The organism is Serratia sp. HNCC26DJ244 (assembly GCF_057180565.1).
The window spans coordinates 48,104-74,713 of record NZ_JBXUGO010000023.1 but is presented as its reverse complement, the minus strand read 5'-3'; the positions used below and the strand labels follow the sequence as shown (position 1 = coordinate 74,713).

At 53.1% G+C, this 26,610-nt stretch carries 21 protein-coding genes and 2 pseudogenes; 3 read left to right on the top strand and 20 right to left on the bottom strand.

Annotated features, from left to right (window positions below; all coding sequences use genetic code 11):
- Window positions 1–110: 110 nt before the first annotated feature.
- The 4 genes from AC2A06_RS16210 to AC2A06_RS16195 form a co-directional block, all read right to left on the bottom strand.
- On the bottom strand, window positions 111–446 hold the full coding sequence (locus AC2A06_RS16210) for a hypothetical protein (protein ID WP_484380948.1): 336 nt from the start codon (window positions 444–446) through the stop codon (window positions 111–113).
- Between the two features lie 104 nt (window positions 447–550).
- Complete coding sequence (locus AC2A06_RS16205) at window positions 551–904, bottom strand: hypothetical protein (RefSeq protein WP_484380947.1); 354 nt, start codon at window positions 902–904, stop codon at window positions 551–553.
- On the bottom strand, window positions 901–1,296 hold the full coding sequence (locus tag AC2A06_RS16200; protein ID WP_484380946.1) for a hypothetical protein: 396 nt from the start codon (window positions 1,294–1,296) through the stop codon (window positions 901–903). Before AC2A06_RS16200 ends, AC2A06_RS16205 begins: the two co-directional genes overlap by 4 nt.
- 24 nt (window positions 1,297–1,320) lie before the next feature.
- Window positions 1,321–1,755: a hypothetical protein gene (locus AC2A06_RS16195; protein WP_484380945.1), complete on the bottom strand. Its 435-nt coding sequence runs from the start codon at window positions 1,753–1,755 to the stop codon at window positions 1,321–1,323.
- Window positions 1,756–1,921: 166 nt separating this feature from the next.
- Between AC2A06_RS16195 and AC2A06_RS16190 the strand changes: the two are divergent.
- A pseudogene (locus tag AC2A06_RS16190) lies at window positions 1,922–2,144 on the top strand (SymE family type I addiction module toxin).
- Window positions 2,141–2,485, top strand: a complete 345-nt coding sequence (locus tag AC2A06_RS16185; RefSeq protein WP_484380944.1) for a SymE family type I addiction module toxin — start codon at window positions 2,141–2,143, stop codon at window positions 2,483–2,485. Before AC2A06_RS16190 ends, AC2A06_RS16185 begins: the two are co-directional and overlap by 4 nt.
- Window positions 2,486–2,517: 32 nt before the next feature.
- On the opposite strand, the gene AC2A06_RS16180 is transcribed toward AC2A06_RS16185, so the two are convergent.
- The 5 genes from AC2A06_RS16180 to AC2A06_RS16160 form a co-directional block, all read right to left on the bottom strand.
- The gene (locus AC2A06_RS16180; RefSeq protein ID WP_484380943.1) at window positions 2,518–2,988 is read right to left on the bottom strand and encodes a hypothetical protein; all 471 of its coding nucleotides are present in this window, start codon (window positions 2,986–2,988) and stop codon (window positions 2,518–2,520) included.
- An 8-nt stretch (window positions 2,989–2,996) separates the two neighbouring features.
- Entirely contained in the window at window positions 2,997–3,185 is a 189-nt protein-coding gene (locus tag AC2A06_RS16175; protein ID WP_484380942.1) for a hypothetical protein, read from the bottom strand.
- 80 nt (window positions 3,186–3,265) lie between these two features.
- Complete coding sequence (locus AC2A06_RS16170) at window positions 3,266–3,685, bottom strand: hypothetical protein (protein WP_484380941.1); 420 nt, start codon at window positions 3,683–3,685, stop codon at window positions 3,266–3,268.
- A gap of 14 nt (window positions 3,686–3,699) precedes the next feature.
- On the bottom strand, window positions 3,700–15,573 hold the full coding sequence (locus AC2A06_RS16165) for a hemagglutinin repeat-containing protein (protein WP_484380940.1): 11,874 nt from the start codon (window positions 15,571–15,573) through the stop codon (window positions 3,700–3,702).
- A gap of 21 nt (window positions 15,574–15,594) precedes the next feature.
- Window positions 15,595–17,241 (bottom strand): ShlB/FhaC/HecB family hemolysin secretion/activation protein, encoded by a 1,647-nt coding sequence (locus AC2A06_RS16160; protein WP_484380952.1) that lies wholly within the window; start codon window positions 17,239–17,241, stop codon window positions 15,595–15,597.
- A gap of 210 nt (window positions 17,242–17,451) precedes the next feature.
- Between AC2A06_RS16160 and AC2A06_RS16155 the strand changes: the two are divergent.
- Window positions 17,452–17,851, top strand: a pseudogene (locus tag AC2A06_RS16155) (transposase); the annotation flags it as partial.
- A gap of 12 nt (window positions 17,852–17,863) precedes the next feature.
- Here AC2A06_RS16155 and AC2A06_RS16150 read toward each other — a convergent pair.
- The 11 genes from AC2A06_RS16150 to gspF form a co-directional block, all read right to left on the bottom strand.
- Window positions 17,864–19,063, bottom strand: a complete 1,200-nt coding sequence (locus AC2A06_RS16150; RefSeq protein WP_484380939.1) for an MFS transporter — start codon at window positions 19,061–19,063, stop codon at window positions 17,864–17,866.
- Window positions 19,064–19,148: 85 nt separating this feature from the next.
- A complete protein-coding gene (locus AC2A06_RS16145) occupies window positions 19,149–19,991 on the bottom strand; it encodes a prepilin peptidase (protein ID WP_484380938.1) in 843 nt (280 codons plus the stop codon).
- A 16-nt stretch (window positions 19,992–20,007) separates the two neighbouring features.
- Complete coding sequence (locus AC2A06_RS16140; RefSeq protein ID WP_484380937.1) at window positions 20,008–20,751, bottom strand: type II secretion system protein N; 744 nt, start codon at window positions 20,749–20,751, stop codon at window positions 20,008–20,010.
- Window positions 20,741–21,229, bottom strand: a complete 489-nt coding sequence (gspM, locus tag AC2A06_RS16135; protein WP_484380936.1) for a type II secretion system protein GspM — start codon at window positions 21,227–21,229, stop codon at window positions 20,741–20,743. The genes AC2A06_RS16140 and gspM overlap by 11 nt, the downstream gene beginning before the upstream one ends.
- Entirely contained in the window at window positions 21,226–22,437 is a 1,212-nt protein-coding gene (gene gspL / locus AC2A06_RS16130; protein WP_484380935.1) for a type II secretion system protein GspL, read from the bottom strand. The genes gspM and gspL overlap by 4 nt, the downstream gene beginning before the upstream one ends.
- Window positions 22,437–23,423, bottom strand: a complete 987-nt coding sequence (gene gspK / locus AC2A06_RS16125) for a type II secretion system minor pseudopilin GspK (RefSeq protein WP_484380934.1) — start codon at window positions 23,421–23,423, stop codon at window positions 22,437–22,439. The genes gspL and gspK overlap by 1 nt, the downstream gene beginning before the upstream one ends.
- On the bottom strand, window positions 23,420–24,019 hold the full coding sequence (gspJ, locus tag AC2A06_RS16120; RefSeq protein ID WP_473196342.1) for a type II secretion system minor pseudopilin GspJ: 600 nt from the start codon (window positions 24,017–24,019) through the stop codon (window positions 23,420–23,422). Before gspJ ends, gspK begins: the two co-directional genes overlap by 4 nt.
- Complete coding sequence (gspI, locus tag AC2A06_RS16115) at window positions 24,016–24,381, bottom strand: type II secretion system minor pseudopilin GspI (protein ID WP_473196341.1); 366 nt, start codon at window positions 24,379–24,381, stop codon at window positions 24,016–24,018. Before gspI ends, gspJ begins: the two co-directional genes overlap by 4 nt.
- The gene (gene gspH / locus AC2A06_RS16110) at window positions 24,378–24,929 is read right to left on the bottom strand and encodes a type II secretion system minor pseudopilin GspH (RefSeq protein WP_023489900.1); all 552 of its coding nucleotides are present in this window, start codon (window positions 24,927–24,929) and stop codon (window positions 24,378–24,380) included. Before gspH ends, gspI begins: the two co-directional genes overlap by 4 nt.
- Window positions 24,929–25,357, bottom strand: coding sequence for a type II secretion system major pseudopilin GspG (gene gspG / locus AC2A06_RS16105; RefSeq protein ID WP_023489899.1), 429 nt, complete (start codon window positions 25,355–25,357; stop codon window positions 24,929–24,931). Before gspG ends, gspH begins: the two co-directional genes overlap by 1 nt.
- 28 nt (window positions 25,358–25,385) lie before the next feature.
- On the bottom strand, window positions 25,386–26,609 hold the full coding sequence (gene gspF / locus AC2A06_RS16100) for a type II secretion system inner membrane protein GspF (protein WP_484380933.1): 1,224 nt from the start codon (window positions 26,607–26,609) through the stop codon (window positions 25,386–25,388).
- Between the last annotated feature and the right edge of the window lies 1 nt (window position 26,610).

Below are 26,610 nucleotides of genomic sequence, written 5' to 3'. Positions count from 1 at the left end.
TGCTGTTTTTCTTCTTTACTGTATTGCATGGTCTATTCTCAGGCTTGTTATTTAATGCCGAGAATAATGAAAGGGGTTATTAGCTGCAGCAAGGTGAGTTGCCCGGATGTTTACTTTTCATCAACCCACTTGACTTTTATTTCATCACTGGCCTGATTAATCAGCCTAGACGCTTCAGCAACATCCCCCTTCTTCAGTGCTGCTTCTGCTGCCTTGATTGCCTTACCCGCTGCATCACCAATACCAGGAAAAATCCCTATCACCGCAACCAGATAATCCAGTGAACTTTGCGCTTCCGCAAAACTCTTGAAATCACTCACAACTGGTACAAAGTCTAAACCGAAGCCAAGTGCACCTTTTAGCAGTTCATCACTGTTGGCCTGCATCTTCGCTGAACACGCTTCTGCACTTAGCCCAACACAGTTCTGAGCCTTGAACTCTTCCACCGCCTCTTTCAACTGCTTCTGTGCATTCTGGTATTCCTGCTCCTGCGTTACACCAGAGACTTTATTGTCAATGATCTCGGCAGCGCGTTATTCTCCACAAATACTCATCTAACTAATGTGCCCCATTTAATGTGTATATACGGTTTTAATCTTATCTCCATTTTGGTTATCGTATCTGAAGAAACAATTTCGCAATATATATATTCACCTTTTATTTCTTCTATTATCTCAAATCCTTTAACTGCCTCACTGAGATATCGGGATACAGTTTCCCCATTAAACTCAACAACAGTTTGTATCCAGCCTTCTAAGATAGAGTAAGAGAATACTAATATCATTCCTCTACTATCACAATAAGTGTAAGCATAGTGATGGTCTACTTCATCGGAAAAAGATGGCTCACTCTCAAAGAATGATAATAAATCTATAGAATCAGGGCGTTTCTCAATAAAAGTCATTTTTTACCGTCCTTCGGTATTGTAGTAACAAATCGGCGTGTACCATCATCCATTATCTGGAACGATGTTTCTAACTTTGCAGCCTTACCTGTAGGGCCAATCAGCAATGACTCCCTTATCTCAAACCTACCAAATTCGTCAGAATAGACTCGGACGATACTCCCAGGATTCTTAGGTACTTGCGAGATATGATCTATTATGATTTTAGCCCCACTTTCATCTAAAGGTATACCAAGGCGGTACATTGATTGAGCTAATTGTGTAGACCTATCTTGATTGTGAATATTGCTAGTAACATTTCCAAACAAATATTGGAATTTCTGTTCTTCTACAACTACATTACTTTTGGCTGCTTGTTGATCAAGAATTGAATAATTCTGCTTAGAATTCAAGTCTGTTGCATTCTTCGAATTCTGTCAAATCCTATCAAGTGAGGACTTCTCTATTTCCACACTAGCCTGATTAATCAGCCTAGACGCTTCAGCAACATCCCCCTTCTTCAGTGCTGCTTCTGCTGCCTTGATTGCCTTACCCGCTGCATCACCAATACCAGGAAAAATCCCTATCACCGCAACCAGATAATCCAGTGCACTTTGCGCTTCAGCAAAACTCTTGAAATCACTCACAACTGGTACAAAGTCTAAACCGAAGCCAAGTGCACCTTTTAGCAGTTCATCACTGTTGGCCTCTATCTTGGCTGAACACGCTTCGGCACTTAACCCCGCACAGTTTTTCTGCTTGTAGTCTTCCACGACTGCTTTTAGCTCATCTTGAGCTTTTTGGTATTTCTCAGCCTGCGATATACCAGCCGCTTTGTTCTCGCCGATATCACTCAGCGCGTTATTCTCCACAACAACTTGCTCCGTCGTGAAGTTGGCTGTCGAGATCACTTTTTCCCTGATTTATCAGTCAGTTACAACAATTTTTTTGCCAGTGCATTTTGCTACAGACAACTTTTTGCCCAGACGCGCGTTTTCAGCCTGTTACGCCATTTTCCCCAACATTGTTAAAGAGCAACTGCCGCAACATCATAAGTCAGAACCCGCCACACCCCAAGCCCGTAAGAGTATTGTCGGCTACCGCCCCAACGGTGGCAGGCCGAACCCATTACCGCAACTGTGACCATCAAGGGCCGCTGGCTGGAAGCGCTGGGGTTAACAAGGGCCAACCCGTGAGCATTATTGCGGAACAGGGCCAACTGATTATCCGCACCGCAACCACCACGGAGGGGAACGCATGAACATTACTTTTACCCCTGAGCCGATCCCCGAGTTAACGATGTCCGGCAAGCCACTGGCCGCTCTCGGTTTTACCACCGGAACCCCGTTGCAACTGACCTTAAGGAACCGCACGTTGTGGGTCACCATCGTCACCGATGAGGCCACCTGGTTCGCACTGTGCGCGGTTAGCCAACAGCGGCAAGATTTAGGGGCGGATTGGGTGCGGGATAACGGTGAGTTGGTGATTGCTGGCGACTGGCTCACCGAGTCCGGCATCACCCACGCTGAACAACTGGCACTCACCGCCGCACCGGGGATTATCCGGGTGCAGCGGCGGGAAGAGGGAGGGTTTCAAGCCTAAAACACGAACCCCGGCCAAGGCCGGGGTTATCGTTAAAGGGTAATGTCATAAAGTGTATCAGGTGGTGATTGATACTCTTCAAAATCCGCATGTATCACATCATAGAGTTCTGATAGTTTTATCTTTTTTACCATTTCTATCTGGTTACACTCAGTCAGTGCAACTACCATCTTTGTAGCATTGCTTACCCTAATCATATCAATTAATGTATCTAGTAGAATATTTAGCCGATCTTTTGCCACAGGGGGGAATCCTATATCTGATGTTTCAGGATCATATTCATCATAATCAATCAAATAGGTCGCATTAATTGAGTTAGGTCCGTCTGCAATATCAAAAATAAAAAGATCATCTGTTGGGATAAAATCAACCGGATAGCCAAACAATTCATCAGATGTAATCTTTCGAATATTAACAGAGCTATTTGTAATATATTTTACTAATGCAGCCATTTCAGTTACCCCTAAGGCTGGTTCCAAATATCCATACACATCATTTGACATAATCACACCTATTTTTTATCTTCTATCCAAGGGCCAACAGATTTACCATCTTTATCTACTTCACGATAATATTTCTTATCGGCATAACCTCGTTCATTATAAGTGAACTTATGCTCATGAGGCGGAACTTTACCATTAGAATCATAACCTAATTGCCCATGGGTCTTTTGTTGACCATAGTCTTCTCTCGAGAACACTCTCCCTTTAAGTTTGTTATCCAGACTGTAGCTAAATGATGGAAAAAATTATCCCGGCTACTTGAACCGGGATTTTCTATTTAGGATGGAATTTTGTTTATAAATTCTTCCAGTACATTTCTTATGGGAGGTTTACATTTCATTATTAACAATTTAGTTCTGGTGATAAGTTGTTCTTTAGCTTCCATACTCAGGTTTGATAAATTCAAACTTCTCAATGTATCAATGCAAGCAATAAATAAATCTTCATCTTCCGTATTGATTAGCTCTAAAATTATTTCCAGCTCATATGATTTATGCCCCCCCCCCAAACACTCAACAAGCCTTTTTTGCCAGAGAACGGATTTATTTTCTAATTCACGAATCAATAACTGCCAATCATCATCAGAAAATTTATTAAGTATTTCAATGGAGTCAACTATGGCACAATCATACCAATAATCTTCAGAGTCACCCTCATGACTAAAGTCTGATATGCAAGAATTTAATATATTATACATGTCTTACATCCTTTTCATTTTACAGGACTAAATCCTGGGGTTGGTTTGCCGCCTACAGGGTAACCTGCTGTTATTTCATTGCCTTTTTTTATTACATCAATCTCCACCCCATTAATAGTTCCTCGATGAAGAGTTTCACCCGTTGAAAGCCGTTGACCAATAGCAGAGGAATCTCCAACCTTACGAATTGAATTTATAATACTTGCATCAGACCAGCCATCAGGAAAAATAGTACTAGTTTTTATCTTAGACAGATTCCCGTCAGAAAATTGCGTTGTATATTTTATTACTTTTGTACCATCAGGGTTTATTGCCATAACTTGTACAGCGTAATTTGGATTTGCATCATTAATGTTTGGAGAATGTCCACCAATTATCCTATTGGAACCACTAATACGCTGCCCTGCTAAAATCTTAGTTTCTATTTCTGAAGTTAATATTGTAGTACTCGTCGTCCCTTTCCCAGCATTTCCCGCGCCACCAGGCTTAAATCCTACCGCAGACATCGCCAGCGCACCAGATGCCATATTACCGGCCGCAGCCCAGAGATCATCTCCCTCTATCAACTGACCAACACCAGTACCAAACTGATAAGCACCACCAGCCGCAGTGGCTGCACGCACTGTCGCTCCTACCGGACCAGAAAGGGCTAACAGCGCAGGCGTTCCCACAGCCGCCTGTGATTCGTGAATCGACCACCCCGCCAGAATACTCTGAGCCTTACGCTGTAATTCATTATCCGGGCTGCGCTTCAGATAATCGTTGCCTGACAGCAGACCCCTGACAAGTTCTTGTGCCATCTCAGGACCATATTCCCGGCTCATCTCATAGGTATACACCTGTAGATACGTTTGTAGCTCTTGCTTGTCAGCCGATGACAACAAGGAAGGGTCACGCACAAATCGGTCTAACAGAACATCACTGCGCTTGTCTGCGTTTTCCAGAGTCAACAGATTCAAAGCGGCTTCTTTCGATCTATCTCCATTTAATAACTTCTCCCTGACTTCATCCAATTTTGAGGAAGATGTATCACCCAAGAAGTTATTCTCCACCGCATTCTTGCCCGTCTGCGCCCCGGTCAAGGCACTCTCTGTGCTGTTCCCCGTGACCCCACCGGCGAGTCCTGCGGCCAGAGTACTTAACGCGCTCACCCGCTGCTTCTGCTCTTCGGTGAGATTATCTTTATCCCAACCCATTGCAGCAATAATCTGTGGGGCCATCAGTTCTGCTGTTGCCGCGCCCGCTGCACCCGCCAGCGCATTGTTGCCACTGGTGTAGGCGGTGACCGCACCCAACACTGCGTGGGCCATGGCGTTGGCTGCCGTGTTATTTCCCGTCGCGTCTTTGATAACGCCCGCCAGATAAGGCGCACTGGCCCCCGTCAGGGCTTGCGCCATATTGCCACCGGCCAGGCCCTGAATGGCTGCGGTGACCGCCTGGGCTGCGCGTTGCAGGTCACTGCCCGTGCCGTATTGCTGCATTTCGGTCTGGTAGGCTGGCGTTTCACGCAACGCTTTTTCATTGCCTTTTAGATCTGGATTGGCCTTCAGCGCCGCTTCCAATCCATTGATATCCCCCTGGGTGCGGATGATATCCATCACCTGACCGCCAATTTCCCCAATCAGCTGTGCTTGCCTTAACCGGTTCTGTTCCTTCTCTTTGTCGAAGATTGGGTCGATGCTGCCGTTGGCATTATCGGTATCTCGGCTCAGGTCAGCCACATCCTGTTTCTGCTTGTCCTGGTCACGGATAATGAGAGTGCCATCACTGATGGCTGACTGAGTGGTACCTTCGGCATGGCCGCTGTTACCCGCACCGGAGAGTGCGACACCCCCCAGATTGCTCAAGATATCTGAACCCACCGGGCCACCGGTGCTGAGGCTGCCGCCTTGATGTTCAGACTTGAAATCCGCCTCGTTCTCGATATCGCTAAAGCCCAGTGTGCCGGTATCCAGCCGGTTTTTATCGGCGTCAGCTCTGCTGGCTATTACCGCACCATCAAGCTGGGTATGTTCCCCCACCGTGATATCAAAGCCGCCAGAACCTGCGTAGATGCCCGTTTGTTCCTGTACGCTGTCGTAGTTACTGTGCACCTTGTCACGGCTCATACTCAGGTTGGCGGAGCCGCCACCGCCAATCACCGCAACACTGACCCCACCACTGACACTGGTCTGCTTTGCATCGTAGCGGTCACTGTCCTGCTGGCTTTGCAGTGTCAGGTTACGCTCCGCATCTACCTTCACCGTTTCACCGCTGGCCTGTGCGCCCACCAGGGCCGTATCGCGGCCACTGTGCAATGAGAGCGTGCCGCCACTGTCCACCAGAGTTTCACTCCAGTAGGTGCCGTCACCGTGCTCGCTACCCTGGCTCTTGTTGGCGTTGGCGAAGACGCTTAGACCGCCCCCTGAACCGCCAACCCCCAGGCTGACACCGATGTTGCCACCGCTACTGCTGTTTTTGCCGTCCGTTTTTTGCGTATTGGCAGCCCCAAGCAGCAGTAAATCGCGCTGCGCATCCAGTGTGGTATCACCACCGGCTTTCAGTTGGCTGCCGACCACCACAATATCACCACTGCCAGCACCGTTGCCTTTACCGGTGGCGGTGATGGAAAGGTTATTACCCGCCGTAAGAGCTGAACCGGTGACAGTATCGGCTTGCGTATGGGACTCTGAAGACGATTTTTGGCTTCCCACGGAGATGCTGATCCCCACGGTGTTGCTGGCATCCCCGCCAGCGGCGCTTGCCTGGGCGACAGCTTGCCCCGCTTGTACGCCATACAGGGCCGCTTTGGTATTTTGCAGCGCAGCCAGACGGTTATCGGTCTCTTTATTTGCCTGCTGGGCGGTGGTAACTGCCGAGTTGATAGCACTCCCGGCTGCACCGGACAACGCAATAGTCAACCCACTGCTTTTGCTCTCAAAAGATTCATCTCGGCGGTAGAGGTCGTGCCCTGGGTCAATCTGTACACTATCACCCGTGACCGACAGGTCCTGGTTGGCAAGTACATCCGCCCCACCAATATGTACCTTGCCACCGGCGATGATGTTCACATCACCACCCGTCGAACCGATGGTGCTTACACTCTGGCTCTGGGTGGTGCCCTCTTCGTTTACCTGATGACGCGACGAGGTGCTGCCAATGGTGAAACCAATCCCCCCACCGCTGTAGAGGCCGCTCTTTTTCTTCTCATCAAACCGGTAGCTGGATTGCTCCTCGGTGGCCGCCACAATCTCAACATTGTTGCCAGCCTGCAGGTTGACCAAGCCGTCGCCCACCACCGTCGAGCCTTTCACGGTCAAATCGTTACCGGCAGACAGTGACACGTTGTTGCCGCTGAGCAGGGAGCCTTTTTCTTGTGTGGCGTAATCTTCACGTACCGTATGGGTGGTGCTCTTCGATAGGAAGCCTTTCTTGGTTTTGGTTTCTTCGAAGAAGTGATAGTCACTCTCCGTAGCTGTATCAAGATTGATGTCTCGTCCGGCAATCACGCCTATGTCACCTTGCGAGTTAACCTGGGCCGCTTGGCTGTTGACATCCCGTGTGGCAATAATGGTGGTATTACCGCCACTGGCAATTTCGGTGCTCTGCTGGCGAATAGATTCATCCACCTGCTGCCGGTTGCCGCCTTTGCTCTCGCGGTACTCGCTGGTCTGCTGGGCATTGAGATTGACATCGCGCCCTGCGCTCAGCGTGACGTCGTTATCTGCCACCATCGCCGCCGCCTGCGAGTTCAGATCCCGTCCCGCGTTCAACGTCAGATCGCCGCCGCTGGTCAAGGTGCTGCGGGCCACGTCGGTAACGGTATTCAGGGTGCTGTCCTTGCCAAAACCTGACTGTGTGTAGCTATGGGTCACCTGATTGGCGGTGATGGCGATATCCCCCCAGGCATCCAGCCACAAATCGCCACCGGCAGACAGGTTGGAACCAGCTAGAAGGATATCTTTACCTGCACTCAGGCTCAGTGAGTCCAGCGAGGTTATAGAGGCGGTATTACCCAGCGTAGTGTCAGTGAACCCGACAAATTCGCCGTTGGGCCCTCTGGCATTGCCGCTGTTGGTTTCCGCCAGCGTGAGGTTATTGATGCTGCCACCGAAACTTTCCAACGCCACCCTGTTGCCACTGATAGTGGAACCGATATTGTTGATATCCCCCATCGCGCTCAGTTGCAGGTTGCCGCCCGCATTGAGCAAGCCAGCATTGAGATTGCTGATGCTGTTTTGGCTATCGAGCGTCAGGGAGTTTTGTGCGACCAGGGTACTGCCACTGTTCGTCACATTTCCCGCCGTGAGCGTGACGTTTTTGCCAGAAATGACACTGCCGTTCTTCAGCGTCACGTCTTTTGGTGACAGGTAGACTTTCGGCACCATCACCGTTTGGCCATTGAGGGTAGTGGCTTCCCACCACAAGATGCTGTGGTCTAGTGCGGCGATCTGCTCGGCTGTCAACGAAATACCAAACTTCAACCCCAGAGACTGTTGCGCCTTGGCAGCGTTGTCCATCAGGGTTTGCATTTGTTCCAGATCCGACCCTATTCCGTTCAGGTAGCGGCTCCCGGTCTGATTGAGCAGGAAATTGCTGACGTAGCGAGTATCAAAGGCCGCATCCCCCAGGAAGCGGTAATCGTAATCCGGGTGGAGATTCAGGCGGTCAAGGAAATAGGCCGAACCGATAAAGGCGTTTTCATCCGTGTACTGCCCACCGGTTTCACGCGGAGCCTGGCCGGGAGAGGTGCCCAACAGGGCATAAAGCTCGCCAAACAGGCTTGGATCCAGTTGCCCCAGGCCATTCAGTTTCGGGTTGGTGGTGATCAGATACGGGCTGTTGGGATCGGTCGAAGTGACAAAATAGCCGTTCTCACCCGAGGGCAGGGGATAGGCACTGGTATCGACCGTTTTGCCCTGATACTGACTTAAAGCGCTGCCACCGGGCTTGACCAGGTTCGCGCCACTGGTGGTGGTGTTTTGCAAACTGGATCCATCACCCAGATTGGCATTCCCCAGGCCATTGTCACTGTACTTTCCTAATCCGGTGAGTTCTGGTGTTGCGTTTTCTAACCCGCCGCCGCCCGTTATCTGTTGCAGGGCATGTTGCAGGTTGTCCTGCCACGCTGGCGAATTGACGGCCACCTTGTCACCGGCTGAGAGCGTCTGTTGCCCTACGGCACCACCGATAGCCTGCTGACTCAGGGTGTTTAGCGTCGGGGCTATGAGGGTATTGCTTACCCTTCCGGCGTTGGCCGTGGCGTTGGTATTGCTGATATCCTGACTAAAGTTTGCCGTGACGTTACCGCCTGCCTGGATAACGGAACGATAGCTGTCATCTGATGTCGTTTCTGTGGTGTGGCCTGCCAGAACATAGTGGACCGTATCTTCGGTTTTGCTTGTGCCAGGGCGAGGAACATGACCACTGCCAATACCTGGGATCTCCCCGTCCTTACGGACGCCGTCGAGATAGTTGAAAACTGCATACTCGGTGTAGGCACCGGATTGATAACTCTGGTTGTTGAGCGTGCTACCCGACAGCACAATATCGCCGTTTGCCAGCAGTACACTGGCCTGATTGTTAAGGGTGTTAGCCTGAACCATTAAGTTGCCGCCCGCAGACAGGCGTGCGCTGCCCCCTTCGGCGGAGGCCTGTGACAGGATCTGATGGACGGCAAATTGGCGGGTTTCGTTGCCGGGTGTGGGTAGGTAGTAATAGGTTTTATTGGCATACAGGAAGCAGGCCGATCCTCCACAGGAACCCGAGGTGCTGTACCAGGTGACGCTGCTTTTCATCAGGGTGTCCAGCCCCAATACCTCAATCGGGATATAGGCAGAAGCACTGTTCAGCCAACTGTAGGTGTTACTCAGATCCAGAGTCTGGGTTGAGTAGGTCAACCCGGTACGCTCATTGAGCAAACTGGCGGTGTTGACGGTGATATCGCCATTTTGCGTCTCAATGGTGCCTGAACTGTTCACCACTTCGCCGTTAGCGTTGCCCGCCATGTCGCGCTGCATCCAGAGGTTGTTACCTGCCAGGATGTCACCACGTAGGTTTTTGATGCTGTTGGCCAGCAGATACAGGTTGTTACCGGCATACAGCAGGGCGGTGTTGACCAAACTACCCGCCGCATTCAGCGTCAGTGTACCCAGCGTGCCGGTAAAGCCCCCAACGGTAATATCGCTCTGACTGTTCAGGGTGACGTCTCCCCCTGATTGCAGCGTTCCAGCGGCATTCAGGACGATAGTGCTGCCACTGAGGGTACTGGCTCCGTTCCCGGCGGTGATTTGCCCGTTATTGGTCAAGAGGCCGTAGGTGGAGAGGTTAACGCTCTGCCCCTGCAGCGTGCCCTGATTGGTCAACGCCCCCTGGCTGCTGATATTCAGGCCCTGACCAGCGGCAATCACATTCTGGTTGGTAAAGGCATTCACCAATTGCAGCGTTAGGTTCCCCAGCGCCACTACCTGGCCACGTTGTTCAACACTGGCACTGTTCAACCACAAATCGCCGCCGCTGAACAATTTCCCCGTGGTCTGATGATCCACGTGGCTGGCTTGGATACTGAGCCCCGAGGTGCCGAGCAGCGTCCCACTGTTGGTCAGTTGCTGGAGATTGACCGCCAGATTGCTGCCTTGGACGGTACCTTGGTTAGTCAGGTTGTTGCTTGTCAACGTTGCCTGCTGTTCTGCCAGCAGGGTGCCGCTGTTGTTGACTGTATCGGCATTCAGTAACAGCGTGGCGGCCTGTAGCCATCCGTTGTTGGTGAATTGTGTGCTGTTGAGCGTGAGGTCAGAACCGGAAAGCAGCCGACCGTCATTGAGTCCTGATGTCGCCGCTTTTAGCCAAGCCTGGCCACCGCTTTGTATCAGGCCACTGTTAACCCACTGCGGTGTGGTGAGGGTCAGCGCGTTCTGGCTGAGCAGGGTACCCGTGGCATTATTGGCCAACGTGCCAGACAGGTTCAGCGTCAGCCCGTTTTCCCCTTGCATGCGCCCGCTGTTGGTCAGCACTCCGCTGTTCACCAGCAGGTCATTCCCTTGGATACGGCCAAAGTTGGTCACCGACGCGGCATCCAGTTTCAGCGTGCCTGCCGTCAGCAGGGTGTGATCCTGTTGCTGAATAAAATCGCCGTTCAGTGCGACTGTCAACCCGTCTACACCGCTGATGTCGCCCTGGTTATTCAGCGTATTACCGTGCAAGGTGAGGTTTTTTGCCAGCCATTGCCCAGCGTTGGTCAGTGACTGCGCCTGTAACGCCGCCGTGCCGTTAGCGGTAATTTTGCTGTTGGCAGCGGCATTCAACGCCCCAGACAGGGCTACGTGTAACGCATCCGCACTCTGGATCGCGCCACTGTTATCCAGTTGCTCAGCATTTAACAGGATCTGTTGCCCCTGCCACTGTCCGTCATTGGTGATCGTGCCGCCGTTCACCGTCAGTGTGCCCTGCGTCAGAATGGAGCCTTGGCGGCTGTTCACCAGCGTCAGCAGCGGGGCGGTAAGCGCCTGAGTACCAAGGGTCAGCGATTGCAGGCCGATCAGCGTGCCTGCGTTGCTCACTATAGCCTGGGCTAGGCTCAGGGTATCGCCCTGTATGGCCCCCTGGTTGTCTAACCGAGCACCCGTCAGGGATAACTGCCCCTCGCTCAGCACGGCACCGTTGTTGGTCAGCGTTTGTGCCTGTATCTCACTGTCACCCTGGCTGAGCAGTGAACCTTCGTTCAGTAGTTCGTTGGTCACCTTCGCCAATAGAGAATCGGTCCCCAGCAGGGAGCCACGGTTCAGCCAACTATTTGCGGTGATGTGGGTTTGCCCCCCCTGCACCAGGCCTTCCGAGATCAGTTGCCCGACATTCAGTATCAGTTGCCCTCCGGCCAAGGTACGGCTTGAGGCGCCCAGGGTTATCACATCACCCTGGGCATTAAGCCATTCGTTACCCTGCCATAATCCGCTGTTACTCAGCGTGCTGGCCGCGAGCGTCAGCTGATTTGCCACCAGCTTGCCGCTGTTGGTCAGGTGAGTGCCGTTGAGGTTCAGCGTATTCAGGCTGCCGATCTGCCCGGCGTTTTGCAGGGTATCGGTGAGATCACCGGTCAAGTTGGAGATCGCATTGATCGACCCGATGTTATCCAGGCTATCGACGCTAAACGTCAGCGTATCCGCCTGCCAAAGTCCGGCGTTGCTCACCACGCCACTGTTGAGCTTCAGTTCACCGCCGCTCAGCATCTGTGCCCCGGCCAGTACATTCAGCCCTGTGGTGATCAGGGTCAGCCCGATATTGCCCTGCATGATGCCACTGTGCGTCACGCTGCCGCTGTTTAGCGTCAGCGTGTTGCCCGCCAGCACCCCTGCGTTATCTACCGATTGGCTGCGGAAGGTGGCGTTTTCACGGGCCACCAATTGACCGTTTTGCTGGTTAACCAAGCCACCGCGCACGTTCAGGCTCAGGTTATTGGCCAGAATGCTGCCCTGGTTGGTAAATTGCTGACCGGTAAGCGACAAGTCGTCATTGACCTGCAGTAAACCGGCGTTATTCAGTTGGTCAAGGGCCAGATCCAGCGCACCGCCGCTGATCAGTTTCCCGGTGGCGAGGTTGTTGAGGGTAGGGATAGCCAGTTGCAGATGGCTGTTGCCCTGCAGCAGGCCGCTGTTGGTTAGTTGCGGCGCGGTCAGCGTTAGTGTGTCGGCTGCTAGCGTACCCTGATTCAGAATACTGGCCGCCGTGAGGGTAAACCGATCCTGACTCAGTAAATAACCGCTGTTGGTCAGTTCGCCGGTAAGATCTGCTGTCAGTAGAGTCTGTGCCTGAACACTGCCACTGTTCTGCCAGTTCTGGGCATTTACCGTCAGTTGCTGGCCTTGCAGGGTACCCTGGTTAACCAACTGCTGACCGTCGAGGCGTAAGGTGCCCCCCGTCAACATCTTGCCGGTGGAACCGTTAGTGAGGTGGGCACCAGAAAGTTGCACGGACTGGCTGCCCTGCAGCAGCCCCTGGTTGATGACATCGCCCACTACGCTGAGTACGTTGGCCGCCAGCCACCCCGAGTTATCGAGCGTACTGGCGGAAACATTCAGTCCTTGCTGGCTGAGCACTTTCCCCTGATTGGTGAACGTCTGAGCGATGTTCAGCTCGGCGGTTTGTTCACTCAGCGCATTACCGCTGTTGAGCCATGTCTGGGTCGCCAGAGTCAGAGTTTGGCCCTGCAACAATCCGGCATTGGTTAGTGCCTTTGTTTGTAATGCCAACTTTCCGGCACTGAACAGAATGCCACCAAGCTGGTTGTCCAATGAAGCGCTACCGATACTGAGCTGGTTGCTGCCTTGTAGGGTACCGGTATTGAAGAGTGTGGTGGTATCGAGCGCCAGGCGGGGCGCGGCCAGCAGGCCACCATTATTGAGCAGAGGGGAGGTCAACGTTAACGATTCAGTCGCGTTGATGGCACCATTTTGCTGGTTGCTGAACTGTTTGGCCAGTGACAGCGTAAGCATGACCGCTTGCATTATCCCAGCGTTGGTCAGGGAGTCTGCTGCCAGATTTAGCGCGCCGCCGGTGAGTAAGCGCCCACGGTTAGTCACCTCGTCAACCTTGGCGGAAAGGGCGTTATCACCCTGTAATGTCCCGCTATTGGTGAGGCTGTCGCTGGTCAAGGTCAGTTGATCCGCTGCCAGTTGTCCGGCGTTGGATAACGCCATCGCGGTGAGCAACAGGTGATCCTCGGCCAGCAGCAAACCGCTCTGCTGGTTGTCGATGCGCTGATAGTCCGCCGTCAGGTTAGCGGCGTTGATTTCACCGCTATTACTCAGTTGTTCGCCCTTGAGCTGCAAATCACGATCGGTGGTGATCAGCCCTGCGTTCTTTAACGTCGGGACTGTCAGCAACAGCGAATTGGCGGTATACAGGGTTCCGCCCTGTTGGTTGTCGATCAACTGGACGATCAGATCCAGAATCTGGCTGCCCTGTAGTAGGCCGCTGTTAATGAGCGTTTCGGCGTTTATCGTCAAGGTGGGGGCGACCAGCGTCCCCTGGTTGGTGAGGGTTTTCGCATTCAGAGCCAGGCTTGCTGCATGGCTTTTCCCGCTGTGTAACAGGGAGTCTGCCGTTACCGCCAACCCCCCTTTGGCGGTATGGGTGCCTGCCAGCTCGGCTTGCTGGGCCTGGAGGGTGAGCTCGCCCCCGCTTTGTACCTGTGCCCCGGACTGTGTGGTCAGTGTAGTGCTCTGCAGCGCCAGATCTCCCCCGGCGCTCCATTCTCCACCTAATGTGGTGTTCCCCGCGTTAACGGTAATGTCGCCCTGGCTGGTGGTGATTGAGTCTGTCCCGGTGGACAGCATATTGCTGTTGAGGGTCAGTGCGTTCGCGCCAGAGAGCAGCCCGTTTTGTTGTAACGTTCCCGCCGTCACGCTCAGTCTATCGTCGCTCAACAGTTCACCGGTGGTGCCATTACGCAACATCCCGCTGACATTGAGATAGGCTTGCCCTTTGGCGCTCAGAATACCCGCCTGATCCAGTGTCTGGCTGGAAAGGCTCAAGGCCCCACCGCTCTGCATTTTGCCGCTGTTGGTCAGTGATTGGCCGTTCAGCGTCAGATCCCCTAGGCTCTGAACTGTGCCGCTGTTCCCGAACGAGGAGAGGGTGCTTTGTATTGCCCCATTGGCCGCTAGCGTGCCGCTGTTTGCCAGTGCGCTACCGCTGAGGGTGAGGTTTTGCCCGGCGATCGTTTGCCCCTGAATCAACCCGGAATTAAACAGCGTCATATCGATATGGCGCGCTGCATCAACCTGGCTGCTGGCGTCTATAAGCAGGTCACGGGTGCGCAGGCTGATATCGTTTCCGGCAGTCAGCTTGCTGTTGCTGACCTGCAATGTACCGCCGCTGGTCAGGACCATATTCTGGTCGCTGACCACCGTCCCCCCTTGTTGGGTAAGATCGCCCTGACTGGTTAGCGCGATGGATTGACCGGCTTTGTGGTCCCCCAACAGACTGATATTTTGCCCGTTTACCGTCAGCGTACCGCTGGTCAGGCTGTTATTGAGCGTCAGCTTGCCATTGGCATCCAGGCGGATATCCCCTTCACGGGCATTGAGGTTACCCAGGTTAACGCCGACGCCGGTTTCACTGGAGACCAAGTGGATACGGTTGGCATACATGCCCCCCAATGCACTGGTATCAATGGCGACTTTCGGCACCTCGCCCTGGCCGGCTATCGGGGTGACATTGCCCTGGGCATCCACCCGGTTGGCACCGAGGGTAATATTGGCCTCTTTGGCATGCAGTTGGGCGTTGATTTCGGTAGCGCGGGCAATCAGCGCAAATTTTTCACTCTGGCTGGCATTTAACCCCTGGCCTTGGATGGTGATGGTGCCCTGGGTGACTTCCAAGGCCTGCAATTTGCCATCCGCGCCCAGCACCGGTTTGCCGGTGGTCAAGGTGGCCTCTGGGGTATTGATAAAGCCACAACCATCACAGGTAATACCATAAGGGTTGGCGACCATCACGTTGGCCTGTTTACCTGCAACTTCTACGTAGCCTTGCAGTTGCGAACGGTTAGGGGCCACCACTTCGTTAATGATGCCTTGCGCCTCTTTCCCGGCTTGCAGATTAGGGTTGTTCTGGATTAAACCACCCAGTTGGCTTTGATTTAATTGCCCGGTGGCGTTGTTAAGGATCAGTCCCTCTTTCCCGACGTTAAATTCGTTGTATTTATTATGGGAAATGCCCGCCTGATTGGGGGTGGCAATATTGACCACCGGGACGCCATTGGCCGCCTGGTCAAGGTGGGTGTTGCCCTCGGCGACGTTCACGCCGTTAGCAAACGCGGGTAACACCGGTTGCCAGACCAGAACGGTACAAAGGGTATAACTCAGCCAACGTTGTGCGGCATGAAGAGGACGATCCGTTGACTGACTCATAACAATAACCTTCCTGGTAAATTAAAGAACAATGTTGATACGGTAATAAACAGAAACCCGGTCTGGCTCCAGCCAGTTCGGGTGTGACAACGGCCAACCGACGGTCAGTTGGCTGGCAAAATAGCGGTTGCGGCTGCCGAGCCCGATGGCACCGCCCCACAAGGTGCCGGAGGCAAAACTATCGGCTGAATCATGGCGCAGGTAACCGCCATCAACGGCGGCCAACAGGGTGATATTCCCCAGATAGGGCAGGCGGAAAGGGGACCAGTTCAGTTCGTTACGCCAGTAACCACCGTTATCGCCGGAGAGATACTGTTCCTTGAAGCCCCGTACCGAGCTTTCTCCACCAATCGTCAGGCGTTCACTGCCGTATAAACGGTCTGGCGACCATTGGCCATAAACGCTGGTGAGATAGTTCACCTCTTGTGCCAGCGGTAGGTAATAGCTGCTGGACAGTGAGAACTTGTCGAATTCGGCTCTCGGGGCGTCGTTACTTTTACCTCGGTCATTTTCTGCCCCCAGCCAGGGCACCCCATGGCTATAGGTGGGGTTGAGGGTGGCAAAGCCTCCCCATACTTTCTGGCTGTGTGCCACCCCAAACGACAGGCTGGTGAGTTTGCGGCTGCTGCTCTCCAGAAGGCTGTCATTGAGATAGTTGCGGTTGATTCGGTGCGTCAGGCCGAGGGCCAGGCCGGTTTTTATTTCGCTGTTACGGAACACGACCCGTGACAGATTAAAGCGATGAGTTTGACTGTCTCCGGTGGATTGCCAGTCAAAACCGCGATTATTGATGGTCGAGAGATAGTCGCTGTAAGAGTAATTGTAATCCGCCAGCCAGTACCCATAAGGCAGGCTAAGGCCAGTCTGGACGCTACGTGCGTTGTGGTCGTTGGCAAAATCACTGCTGCGTGAACCAGAGACAAACCACTGATCTGCTAGCCCTAACAAGTTATTGCCTGTCAGTGAACCGTTGATCTGCCCGGTACCGGTGCTTTTCTGGCCGCTATTGTCAAACCCTAGCCCCAGCATGAGTGGGAATTCGGGGGTGGCGCTCAGGTTTACCACGGAATAGCCGGGCTGGCTGCCAGGCAGGATTTCAATTTTGACCGGTTGCTGGCGCAAGCGGTTGATCTGCTCCATACCCTGTTCGATATCACGCAGGTTGAGGATGTTACCCGGCAGACCAGGGAACGCCATTCTCAGCATACGGCTGTCTTTTTTATCCAGCAGGATCTTTTCTAGTTGCCCCTCCAGAACCAGCAGTTTCAGTTGCCCCTGGGATAAATCCTGCTCGGTGAGGAACGCACGGCTGGTGACGTAACCCCGGGCGATATACCAGTCGGAGACTTGCTGGACCAGTGTCTGGATCTGCGCCAGGTTCAGGCAACGCTGCAGATAGGGCTGCGTGAGCGTTTGCCGGGCATTGGCAGGCAGATGAGTCGCCCCTTCAAGCTGGATGCGATTAATGGTGAAACAAGGGCCACCACTGGCGGATACCGGGGGTGCAGCGGGTAGGGTGGGGGGCAGGCTGCGTTGCAGTTGTTGGCGTTGCTGCTGGTTCTGTTGCAGCAGGTCGCGTTGCTGTTGCTGAATGGTGTCGCGATCTGCCGGGCTAAGCGGGGCTGCTGCAGTTGTAGAAGAGGCCAGCGTGAGTAGCAAAAAAGCCATCCCATAAGGACGACCACATACCTGGTGAATACAACGGAAAAACAACATCAAACAATCCTTGTCGAAAATCGTAATATTTATTAGTCAATAAAATTTTGGGCGAATAATATTTAACAAACGGTCAGTTTGCAATCACTATTCTGCCTTGAGATTAGATAAATATGCTGCGGTTATGAGTGATACTGTGGTTATCAGCCGATTTTATGAGTAACGGAATACGAAGTCACTGAACTGGCTCATGCCTCACCTTGATGGTAGGTCTTGATGTGGGTGTGGCAAAGCTCGCTACGCTATCAAATGACACCATTTTTGAGCCTGTAAACAGCTTTAAATCCAACCAGAATAAACTTGCCAGACTCCAGAGTGAAATGAGCCGTAAGGTGAAGTTCAGCAACAACTGGAAGAAGGCCAAACGCAAAGTCAGTTCAGGTGTCTGGAATGTGGATTGTGGATATAGAGAAAACGCAGATATAAACGGCGCGCGTAATATTTTAGCGGCGGGTACGCCGCGTTAGCCTGTGGAAAAAGGGGAGCTTTAGGCCGCTCGATGAAGCAGGAACCCACCGAGTCAGACTTCGGTCTGCATGCTGTAGGGATCCTCGTCCTTTAGGGGAGGAGGATGTCAAGTTGGCTCAGAAGCTATCTGGCGAGAAGGCCTCAGCAACGCGATAAAAGCCACTAATACTGGCACCAACGCCCCCCAAAGTACCGCATGCCAGCCGAAGATATTGAGCAGAACGCCGGAAGAAAAGGAGCCGATAATCATCACGCCAAACACGATAAAGTCATTCAATGATTGGACCTGCGTTTTCTCTTCCGGGCGGTGATAGTCGACAATCTGTGTGGATGCGCCAGTAAAACCGAAGTTCCAGCCAAGGCCCAGTAGGATCAGTGACAGCCAATAATGCATGATCTCTGTGCCAGCAAGACCAACCATAATCGATAAGCCGGTGATGAGTAACCCCACCGCAGCGATACGTGTCGCGCCAAAGCGGTTGATGAGCTTACCGGTAAAGAAGCCCGGCCCATACATGGCAATAACGTGCCACTGGATCCCCAGGTTTGCTGCTTGCTGCGAAATGCCATGCATGTGCATGGAAAGGGGGGCGGCAGTCATCAGGAAATTCATCACCATATAGGCCACGGCACCACTGAATACCGTGCGGGAAAACCCGGGCTGGCGAACAATCTCTCGAAGAGGGCGACCACCCGCTTTGTTTGTGACGACGGGTTCAGATGATTTTACGCCAAGCAGCACCAGCGCCGAGAGAGCCGCCACCACGGACTGGGCGATAAAGGTAATAGCGAAGGTATGAGGTGGCCAGAGATTCATGGTGCTGGTGACTAACGTCGGGCCGATAATACCGGCGACAACACCGCCCCCCATGACCAGAGAAAGTGCGCGAGCCCGGCGTTCTTTGCTAACACCATCCGTTGCGGCAAAGCGAAATGACAGTGCCACCGCCGCGTAAGCACCCCCCATAAAGGCGGCAAGGCAAAACAGTAAAAACGAACTCATCACTACCGCCAGCGCGGCGGTCAGGCCGGTCAATATGCCGGTGCCCGTCCCGGTGATAAAAGCGGCTTTTCGACCATGTTTTCTGGCCAGTGCCCCCAACGGCAAAATACAGGCCGCCATCCCCAGTACAAATACCGTAATGGGCAGAGTGGCTAGCCTAGTGTCTGGGGCTATGTCGCTGCCAACAATGGCGCCGGTGGCGAAAAAGACCACCGCGTTTGCCCCTGCAAGCGCTTGAGCCGTTGCCAGGCGGATAATATTGTTATTCTGTTGCCTGATGGATAATACGGTTTCAGCATTCATGGCTGTTTTTATCCAGATGGGTGTGAGTAGTACCAGCCGTTTGCTGATAAAAACTGTTCAGGGACTCGGCCGTGGTTTATATGGTCTAAAAGCTAGAGAGTAATAACATATTCACCGCTCCTGCTAAAGCGAGCCAAGGGCCGAATGCCAGGGGCTGATTAAGGTCTTGTTTTGTCAGCCCGCGTTGCACCAGGGTAAACAACAGCCCACTGGCTGCAGCCAGTAAAAGCACATGAGGTAAGGCTTGCCAGCCCAACCAGGCGCCTAATGCTGCCAGTAATTTGAAATCACCGTAACCGAGCGCCTCTTTACCAGTGAGTAACTTGAATAGCCAAAAGAGTGACCAGAGGCAACCATAGCCCGCCATGGCACCTATTATCGCTTGCTCTAGTGAGACAAAGTGACCTTGAAGATTGAACAACAGCCCGACCCACAGCAGTGGCAGCGTCAGGGCATCTGGCAGCAGTTGCACATGATGGTCAATCACCGCCAGCACCAGCAAGAAAGAGAGAAATATCCAACAGCCGAGCAACGGGGCTCCCACCGGGAACACTGTGGCTGCCAGTACAAACAGTATTGCTGTTGTCACTTCAACCAGCAGGTAACGCTTTGGAATAGGTACGCCACAGCAACGGGCTTTGCCCTTTAACAGCAAAAAACTCAGCACCGGGATATTGTCTCTGGCGGCAATCGGCTGCTGACAATGGAGGCAACAAGAACGCGGTAATAACAGGTCAAAACGTGGCTCTGATTCAGGCAACGGTTGTGACAGGTGCAACAGAGCCTCATGTTGCCAGCGCTTTTCCAACATCACGGGCAACCGGTAAATCACCACATTGAGAAAACTACCGACAATAGCCCCGAGTAACCCGGCAATACCTAACCCAATGAGAGGGTAGGCGAGAGTAAAACTTAGCAATAAACTCACAAAACCTCCCTATCCATCAAAACAGCCGTCCTTGAGTTTGCCAGTCGATTTGACCTTGAGCATTGGCTCGCCCCAACTGCGCCATCAGTGGTTTCATCACACTGGGTAACGCCGCTCCACTGCCGACTTGACCACTGAATTGATAGCGTCCATCCATCCCGACGGTGCCACGTCCCATCATGTTCAGATGAGCAGAATCTTGTTTCCATACCAGCGCCAGCGCCCCTTGCTCATTACAGCTTAATTGCCCTTGTATATCCGCCAGATCCACGTAGCCCAACGGGGTCGCCAGCTGTGCATGCTGCCAGTTGAGCTGACCACCGTTAAAATCTCGGCAACCTTGAGGGGTAACTTCACCTTGTTGCAAGCGCAACTGCAATGTCCCTTGAGCGGTGATGGGCACTGGCAGTGATAACTGTTGCCTCACCCAATCCGCTGGGGCGGAGAGTTGCCACTGAGACAGTTGCAAACTATTCCAGCCGCGTAAAGTTCCCGCTCCTTGGAGCCCTTGAGCCGCGCGGAATTCAACGGTTATTGCCGGTAGCAATGAAAAGAAAGTGACTTGCCAGTCCAGTTTTTCCAGCATCAAGCTACGCCAGCTTAACTGGCGTAAACTGCCCTGCCACAAGCTGCCGGAGAAACTACCCACCTTGATATCCGCAGGCATAACAACCTGTAACAGCTGTGCTGGCGCATACCATCCCAGCAAGAATAAATAACAAACCAATAAAAGTATGGACTTTTTTATCTTAGTGCCCATTGTTGCGATCCAGCATCAGTTTATTGACCGTTACCCATCCGGGTTTTTTGGTGACCGCCGTCACATCAAGCGCGACAATCTGAACGCGATATTGCTGTTCCAATCGGCTGAGCCAAAGCATCAATCGGTTAAAATCACTCGGTTCTAACGTTACCGCCAGGCCGGTTCCCTGGGGTTGCAGGCGGGTAATATTGATGTTTTGGGCGGCCGCGCTCTGCGAGACTGCCGCCGGTAAACTGAGGGACTCGTCCGGGGCTGCCCGGGTTTGTGATTGGCGTAAGCGGGGGGCTTGTTGCTGCATCCACTCCACGGTGCTCTTTTCACGCGTGATAGTCCGCTGCCATTGCTCAGCCTGTTGTTGCCAAGGTAGCCATAGGGCGTAATAGCACAGACTGACCAGCAGCAATAGGCCACATCCCAACAGCAACCCGCGCTCCCGTGGTTTGAGTTGCAGCCAACGGAGTTTGAGTTCATTCATGGTTGATCCCCAGAATTGTTAATCCCCAGAGTCAGCCGACTCTCTACACCACCCGGGTTATGCTTGATTTCACCCGGTTGAACCCGGTAGAACTGCCCGGCACGGGTCTGGAACTGTTCCAGTGCCTGAAAAGAGGTCGCATGTACCTCGACTTTTAGCTCTTTGCGGTTGGCGTCATAAGAGATCGCCTGAAAGCGGATAGCCGAATTCTCCGCCACCAGTTGTTGCAATTGGCGCATCTGTACGCTGACTCCTGCCTGTTGGGCGGGTTGTAATTGCTGCAAGTGCTGCTGCATTTGCGCTCGTGGGTTAACAACGTTTTTCTCAGTGGGGAACAGTTGTTGGTAGAAGCGCGCACTTTCTTTCCGCCAATGTTCCGCCTGTTGCCACAGTCGGTAATGAGATAATCCTGCACCGAAGCACAGCAGCACTAAATAGCCGATGAAGGCGATCATTACCCATCGCCACGGGCGTAATCGGCTACGCCAAGGGCTGGAACGGGTAAATTCACCCTGACGCAGATCAGCCCCACGATAGGGCTCCCCCTCGGCTGCCAGTTGCAGTAAATGCCGTGGTGGGTGTTCGCGCCATTCGGCAGGGCCCACTTTCGGTGTTGGGGGAGGGGAGTAACTTTCAATAATCAGGGGTGCCCAGCCAGCGAGGAATTCAGGCAACCAGGAAGATTCCACCATCATCCCGGCATATTTTTCCCGGCGAAACAGCCATTGTTCATTGAGGTTGACGGCACTCCACCCGTGAGTCACCAAGGGCAACATCAGCACATCAGGGATCATGACCTGCACCCGCACGCCTTGCTGGTGACAGCGATTTATCCACTGCTGCATATGGCGTTTTTCAACCACCGCCACCTCACACTCATCGCCACTTTGATGCAAAATAGCAAAATGCAGCTGTTCAACATCCGTTGCCAGTTGTTCTTCCAACATAAATGGCAATACCTGCAGACCCTGACGGCGGACATTGCGTGGCAGCGTAACACGGTGGAAAACAAACTCGCTTGCAGGCAATAAAACATAGGCAGGATAAGTGGCGAGCAGCTTCGCCAGATTATCATCCTGTTCTCCCGGGGCCAGATATCCTTGTTGGTGATGCTCTGCTGAACGGAAATACCACCACAATGGCTGCGTTTCGTCACTGGGTAAACGTAATATCAACCGGGGCTGGGTGTCGGGCTTTTGGTTATGCATCAAGGCTCCACCATCATGCTCAATCCATATTGTCGCCGCACCACCTGGAAGTTATTACCGGCTTTATGCAACAGGGTGCGCTGGCTGTAGTGGGAATCCCCCATCAGTACATCGAAACTGGCAACGAAAAAATCACTCCCGACCGCTAACACCGGGCTGACCGCCGAAGTATCCATCTCTTTAAGGGCCTCTTGTGCCAAGAATACTTTGGTACTATTCCACCCTTCACGTGGGCGTTGTTGTAATAACTGGGTCGCCATGGTGGGATCCAACTCCTTAAGAAATAACGCCGTCAATAATTGCCCTTGAGACTCACTGAGGGTATTGATGTTAACCAATAATGTCTTGGTTGGTAGCACGCAAACATAAGGCAGAAGGCGCTGATAAAGAGGGGTATCAACACCAAAAACTGTCCGCAGTTCGCTGATATCCTGCATCGGCTGATTAGCGGGCAAATAAGGGGACTCCAACGCCATATAGACTTCATCTTCGGCCCCCTCCGCACTGGGCTCACTGTCGCTGTCTATCCAATCACGCAATGCCCCGGTTATTTGTGCCGCACGCAACGAGTCTTCCCCCAGGTTGATTAACAGTTGTCGAAAAACCTGCGCAGGGTAAGGTTCTTTAAGCTGTCCCCCTTCGTCGCTTGCCCCCTGATTGATGGCATTAAGATTAAAGCAAGCCTGACTATCGGTAATCTTGCCAGACACTTCGCCACCTTCAACGGGGAAACGACGCGTTTCTTGCGCCCAGTTTTGCGCCAAATGTGTTTTACCTGGGGAGTCCAAGGCATCGCGTTGTAGGATTTTCACCGCCAAGACTTCTGCCGAACGCCCATACCATTTTGCCTGTTGCCGCTCTAACTGAGTGACGGTGCGCAGATAGGTGCGCCCATTTCGTTCGGCAATGGTAGTGGCAATAATGACCATCAGTGCCAGGATCAGCAGCACCACCAGCAGTGCCACGCCTTTTTGCCGCTGCTTCACTTTTGCCCCCCATTGGTGACCAAAAACAGGCGGGTTAATTCCCCCACTCCCGTTACCGTCAGGGTGACTTCAACGCCTTGCGGCAAACTTGCAGCGTTGTTCCAGCTATCCTGCCATGCCCCATTGGCAAAAAAGCGTAACCGAAAGGCACTGACGTTGTTCAGCAACACCTTGACGGTAGGGGGCTGCCCGACAATGGGGTCGGTATGGGCATAGCTCAAGCGCTCTAACTGCTGATTACGCAAGCGATATCCCACCTGTTGTAACTCAGAACGGGGCAATACTCCCATCGGGTTTTGCCAGCCATTGCGGATGAAAGAGACGCCCCAGTCATCACTTTGCATGAGATAGCGCGCAGCAGAGAACAGCTGAGTACTGCCACGGGCACTGCGTGGGAGTATTTGACCAAAATCCCCATCCAACTGCACAAAGGCACGCTGAAGGTCAGCCAACTGCTGTGCTTTACGTTGTGAGATTTGATCATTGCGCATCACGCCCTGCAACACCTGAAAAGCACTGATGCTCAAGGCAGCAAAAATCGCCAATGCCAGCAGCATTTCCAGCAGTGTGAAGCCCCGCGCGTGACCACGGTTCATTCCGGCACCCTATAACTGCGTAAAGACACTATTGGCGCGACATCATCTTTATTGTGCCGAACTTCAACATCCAGCGCGCGTAATTGACCGAGCTCAGTATCCACCCCTTGCCAGCGGAGATACCACATCTCGCCCGCATAATTCACGGTGGTGCCAATCCAACGTTTTTCCGGCCAGGTTTTATCAAGGCGTAACCGAACCTGCTGGTTATCGGCTAACCAACTGGCGACGATTTTCTCGTGCATACGGCCAATACCGCTCGCCTGTTGCGCTGTGGTTTGCAATAGCGCCAACCCTGCCAGGGAGAAGACCACCAAGGCCACCAGGACTTCCAGCAATGTCATCCCCCGTTGCCTGTTCATGGCGCACCTTCGTTAGCTGATGAGCTGATTGCCCCGGTTTCGTCGACTCGCAACCAGACCAACGGGGTACTCCCCGCCTCGCTGAAAACCAGCTCAAACGGAGTTACTTCACCACCAGGCAACAGCAGAATATCCGGTTCAACCGCCAGTTCCGCCGCTGGTGGCCATGTCTGCAGGTTAGGGAAATGTAACTGGAGGGGCATCTCATCAGGAACTTGCCCCCCCAACGATGCCTGGCGCGGCTGCCACGGCTGCCAAAGATAACCCTGCCAGATATCTGACCCCGGTGCTGACGCATTCTTGGCGGTCGCCTGACGCTGTAGCATCAGGAATTGCCAGCCGTCTGGCCGAATCTGCAGCCCCAACAGTTGGTCATTTTGCACACTGGCATCAATGGCAAATTCCAACTGAGCTTGAAAGCGCTTCAATTGCAGCTCTGGGGTATTCTGCTGCATCGCTGGAAATGACATCACCACCAATGCGGCGGCACTGCCGATCAGCAGCACCACCAGCATCATTTCCAGCAACGTGAAGCCGCGCTGACGCATTACTTCTTACCGATAGTCCAGTTACCGATGTCATCCTCAGTATCCGGCGTACCATCTGGGCCATAAGAGAAAATATCGACCTGACCGTGCTGACCAGGGCTCAGTAGCTGGTAATCAGCCCCCCACGGATCCTGTGGCAAGCGGCGAATATAGCCCCCTTGCGGATAGCTGCGTGGTTCGGGTTGGGCTGAAGGTTTAGTGACCAGTGCTTGCAACCCTTGCTCAGTGCTGGGGTAGCGGCTGTTATCCAGCTTGTACATATCCAGCGCACTCTCTAACGCCATAATGTCGCTGACTGTTTTCTGCTGATCTGCCTTCTCTTTATTCCCCATTAGATTAGGCACCACTAGGCTTGCCAAGATGCCAATAATCACAATCACCACCATGATTTCCAACAGGGTAAAGCCTCTCTGACGCTGTTGCCGCATCGCTATCTCCGTTATTTGTCGATTGAATTTACATACTCATCAAATTATTTAATTGCAGGATGGGTTGCAGGATCGCCAAAACGATAAACAACACCACTCCCGCCATACTCACCACCAGCAAAGGTTCAAACAACCCCAAGGCTAACTGCATTTGGGCGGCGAACTCCCGGTCCTGATTATCTGCTGCACGTTCCAGCATGCTATCCAGCTCACCACTGCGCTCACCACTGGCGATCATGTGGCGCATCATCGGGGGAAACAACCCGGTCATTTCCAAGGCCCGATGCAGGCTCACCCCTTCACGTACCGACTCAGTCGCTAATGACAACTGGTGGCGGGCATATTCATTGGTCAGCACTTCACCGCTGATGCGCATTGCCTGTAACAAGGGCACAGAGCTGGCATTGAGGATACTTAGCGTTCTGGCATAGCGTGCGGTATTGAGGCCGCGCATGATACGACCAAGCACTGGCAGGCGTAGTAGCTGATGATGAAAAGCGGTGCGCCGCCCTTCATTGCGTAGCCCTATTCTCATCAGCAATATCCCCAGGAGTAACAGCAGCAACACCCAAGGGCCAAAAGTTCGAACCGCATCACTGGTCCCCATTAATAAACGGGTGGAGAGTGGTAACGCCTGTTTCATATGAATAAATTGTTCCACCACTTTGGGCACTACCGCAGAAAGCAGAATGGCGATCACACTGACGGCCACCAGCGTCAGCACGCAGGGGTAAATCATCGCTTGCATAATACGAGAGCGCATCTGTTGGCGCTGTTCGGTGTAATCTGCCAGCCGGTTCAGCACCAGGTCCAGATGGCCGGAGGCCTCACCCGCTGCCACCATCGCACAATACAAGCGCTCAAAACTGGTTGGATAACAGCCCATGGCTTCCGCCAAGGAGAAGCCCTCGAGGATTTTGGTGCGCACCGCCGCCATCAAGCTACGTTGGCGAGGTTTTTCACTCTGTTTTGCCACCGCATCCAGGGCTTCTTCTAATGGCAAGGAGGCCGCGACCAAGGTCGCCAACTGACGAGTCAACAACGCCAGGTCGGCGCTACTGATCCCTCGGCGCCAAGTGCGCCGCTGGCCCCCTTGTGCTTGCTGGCGCTCGTCCTGCGTTTCTTCCAAGCTGACAGGCACCAGCCCTTGCTCACGCAATAACTGGCGGGCATGTCGGGCCGAGTCGGCTTCTTGCAGCCCCCGCCGTTTTTTCCCGTGGTCGTCTAATGCCTGATAATGGAATAGCGCCATG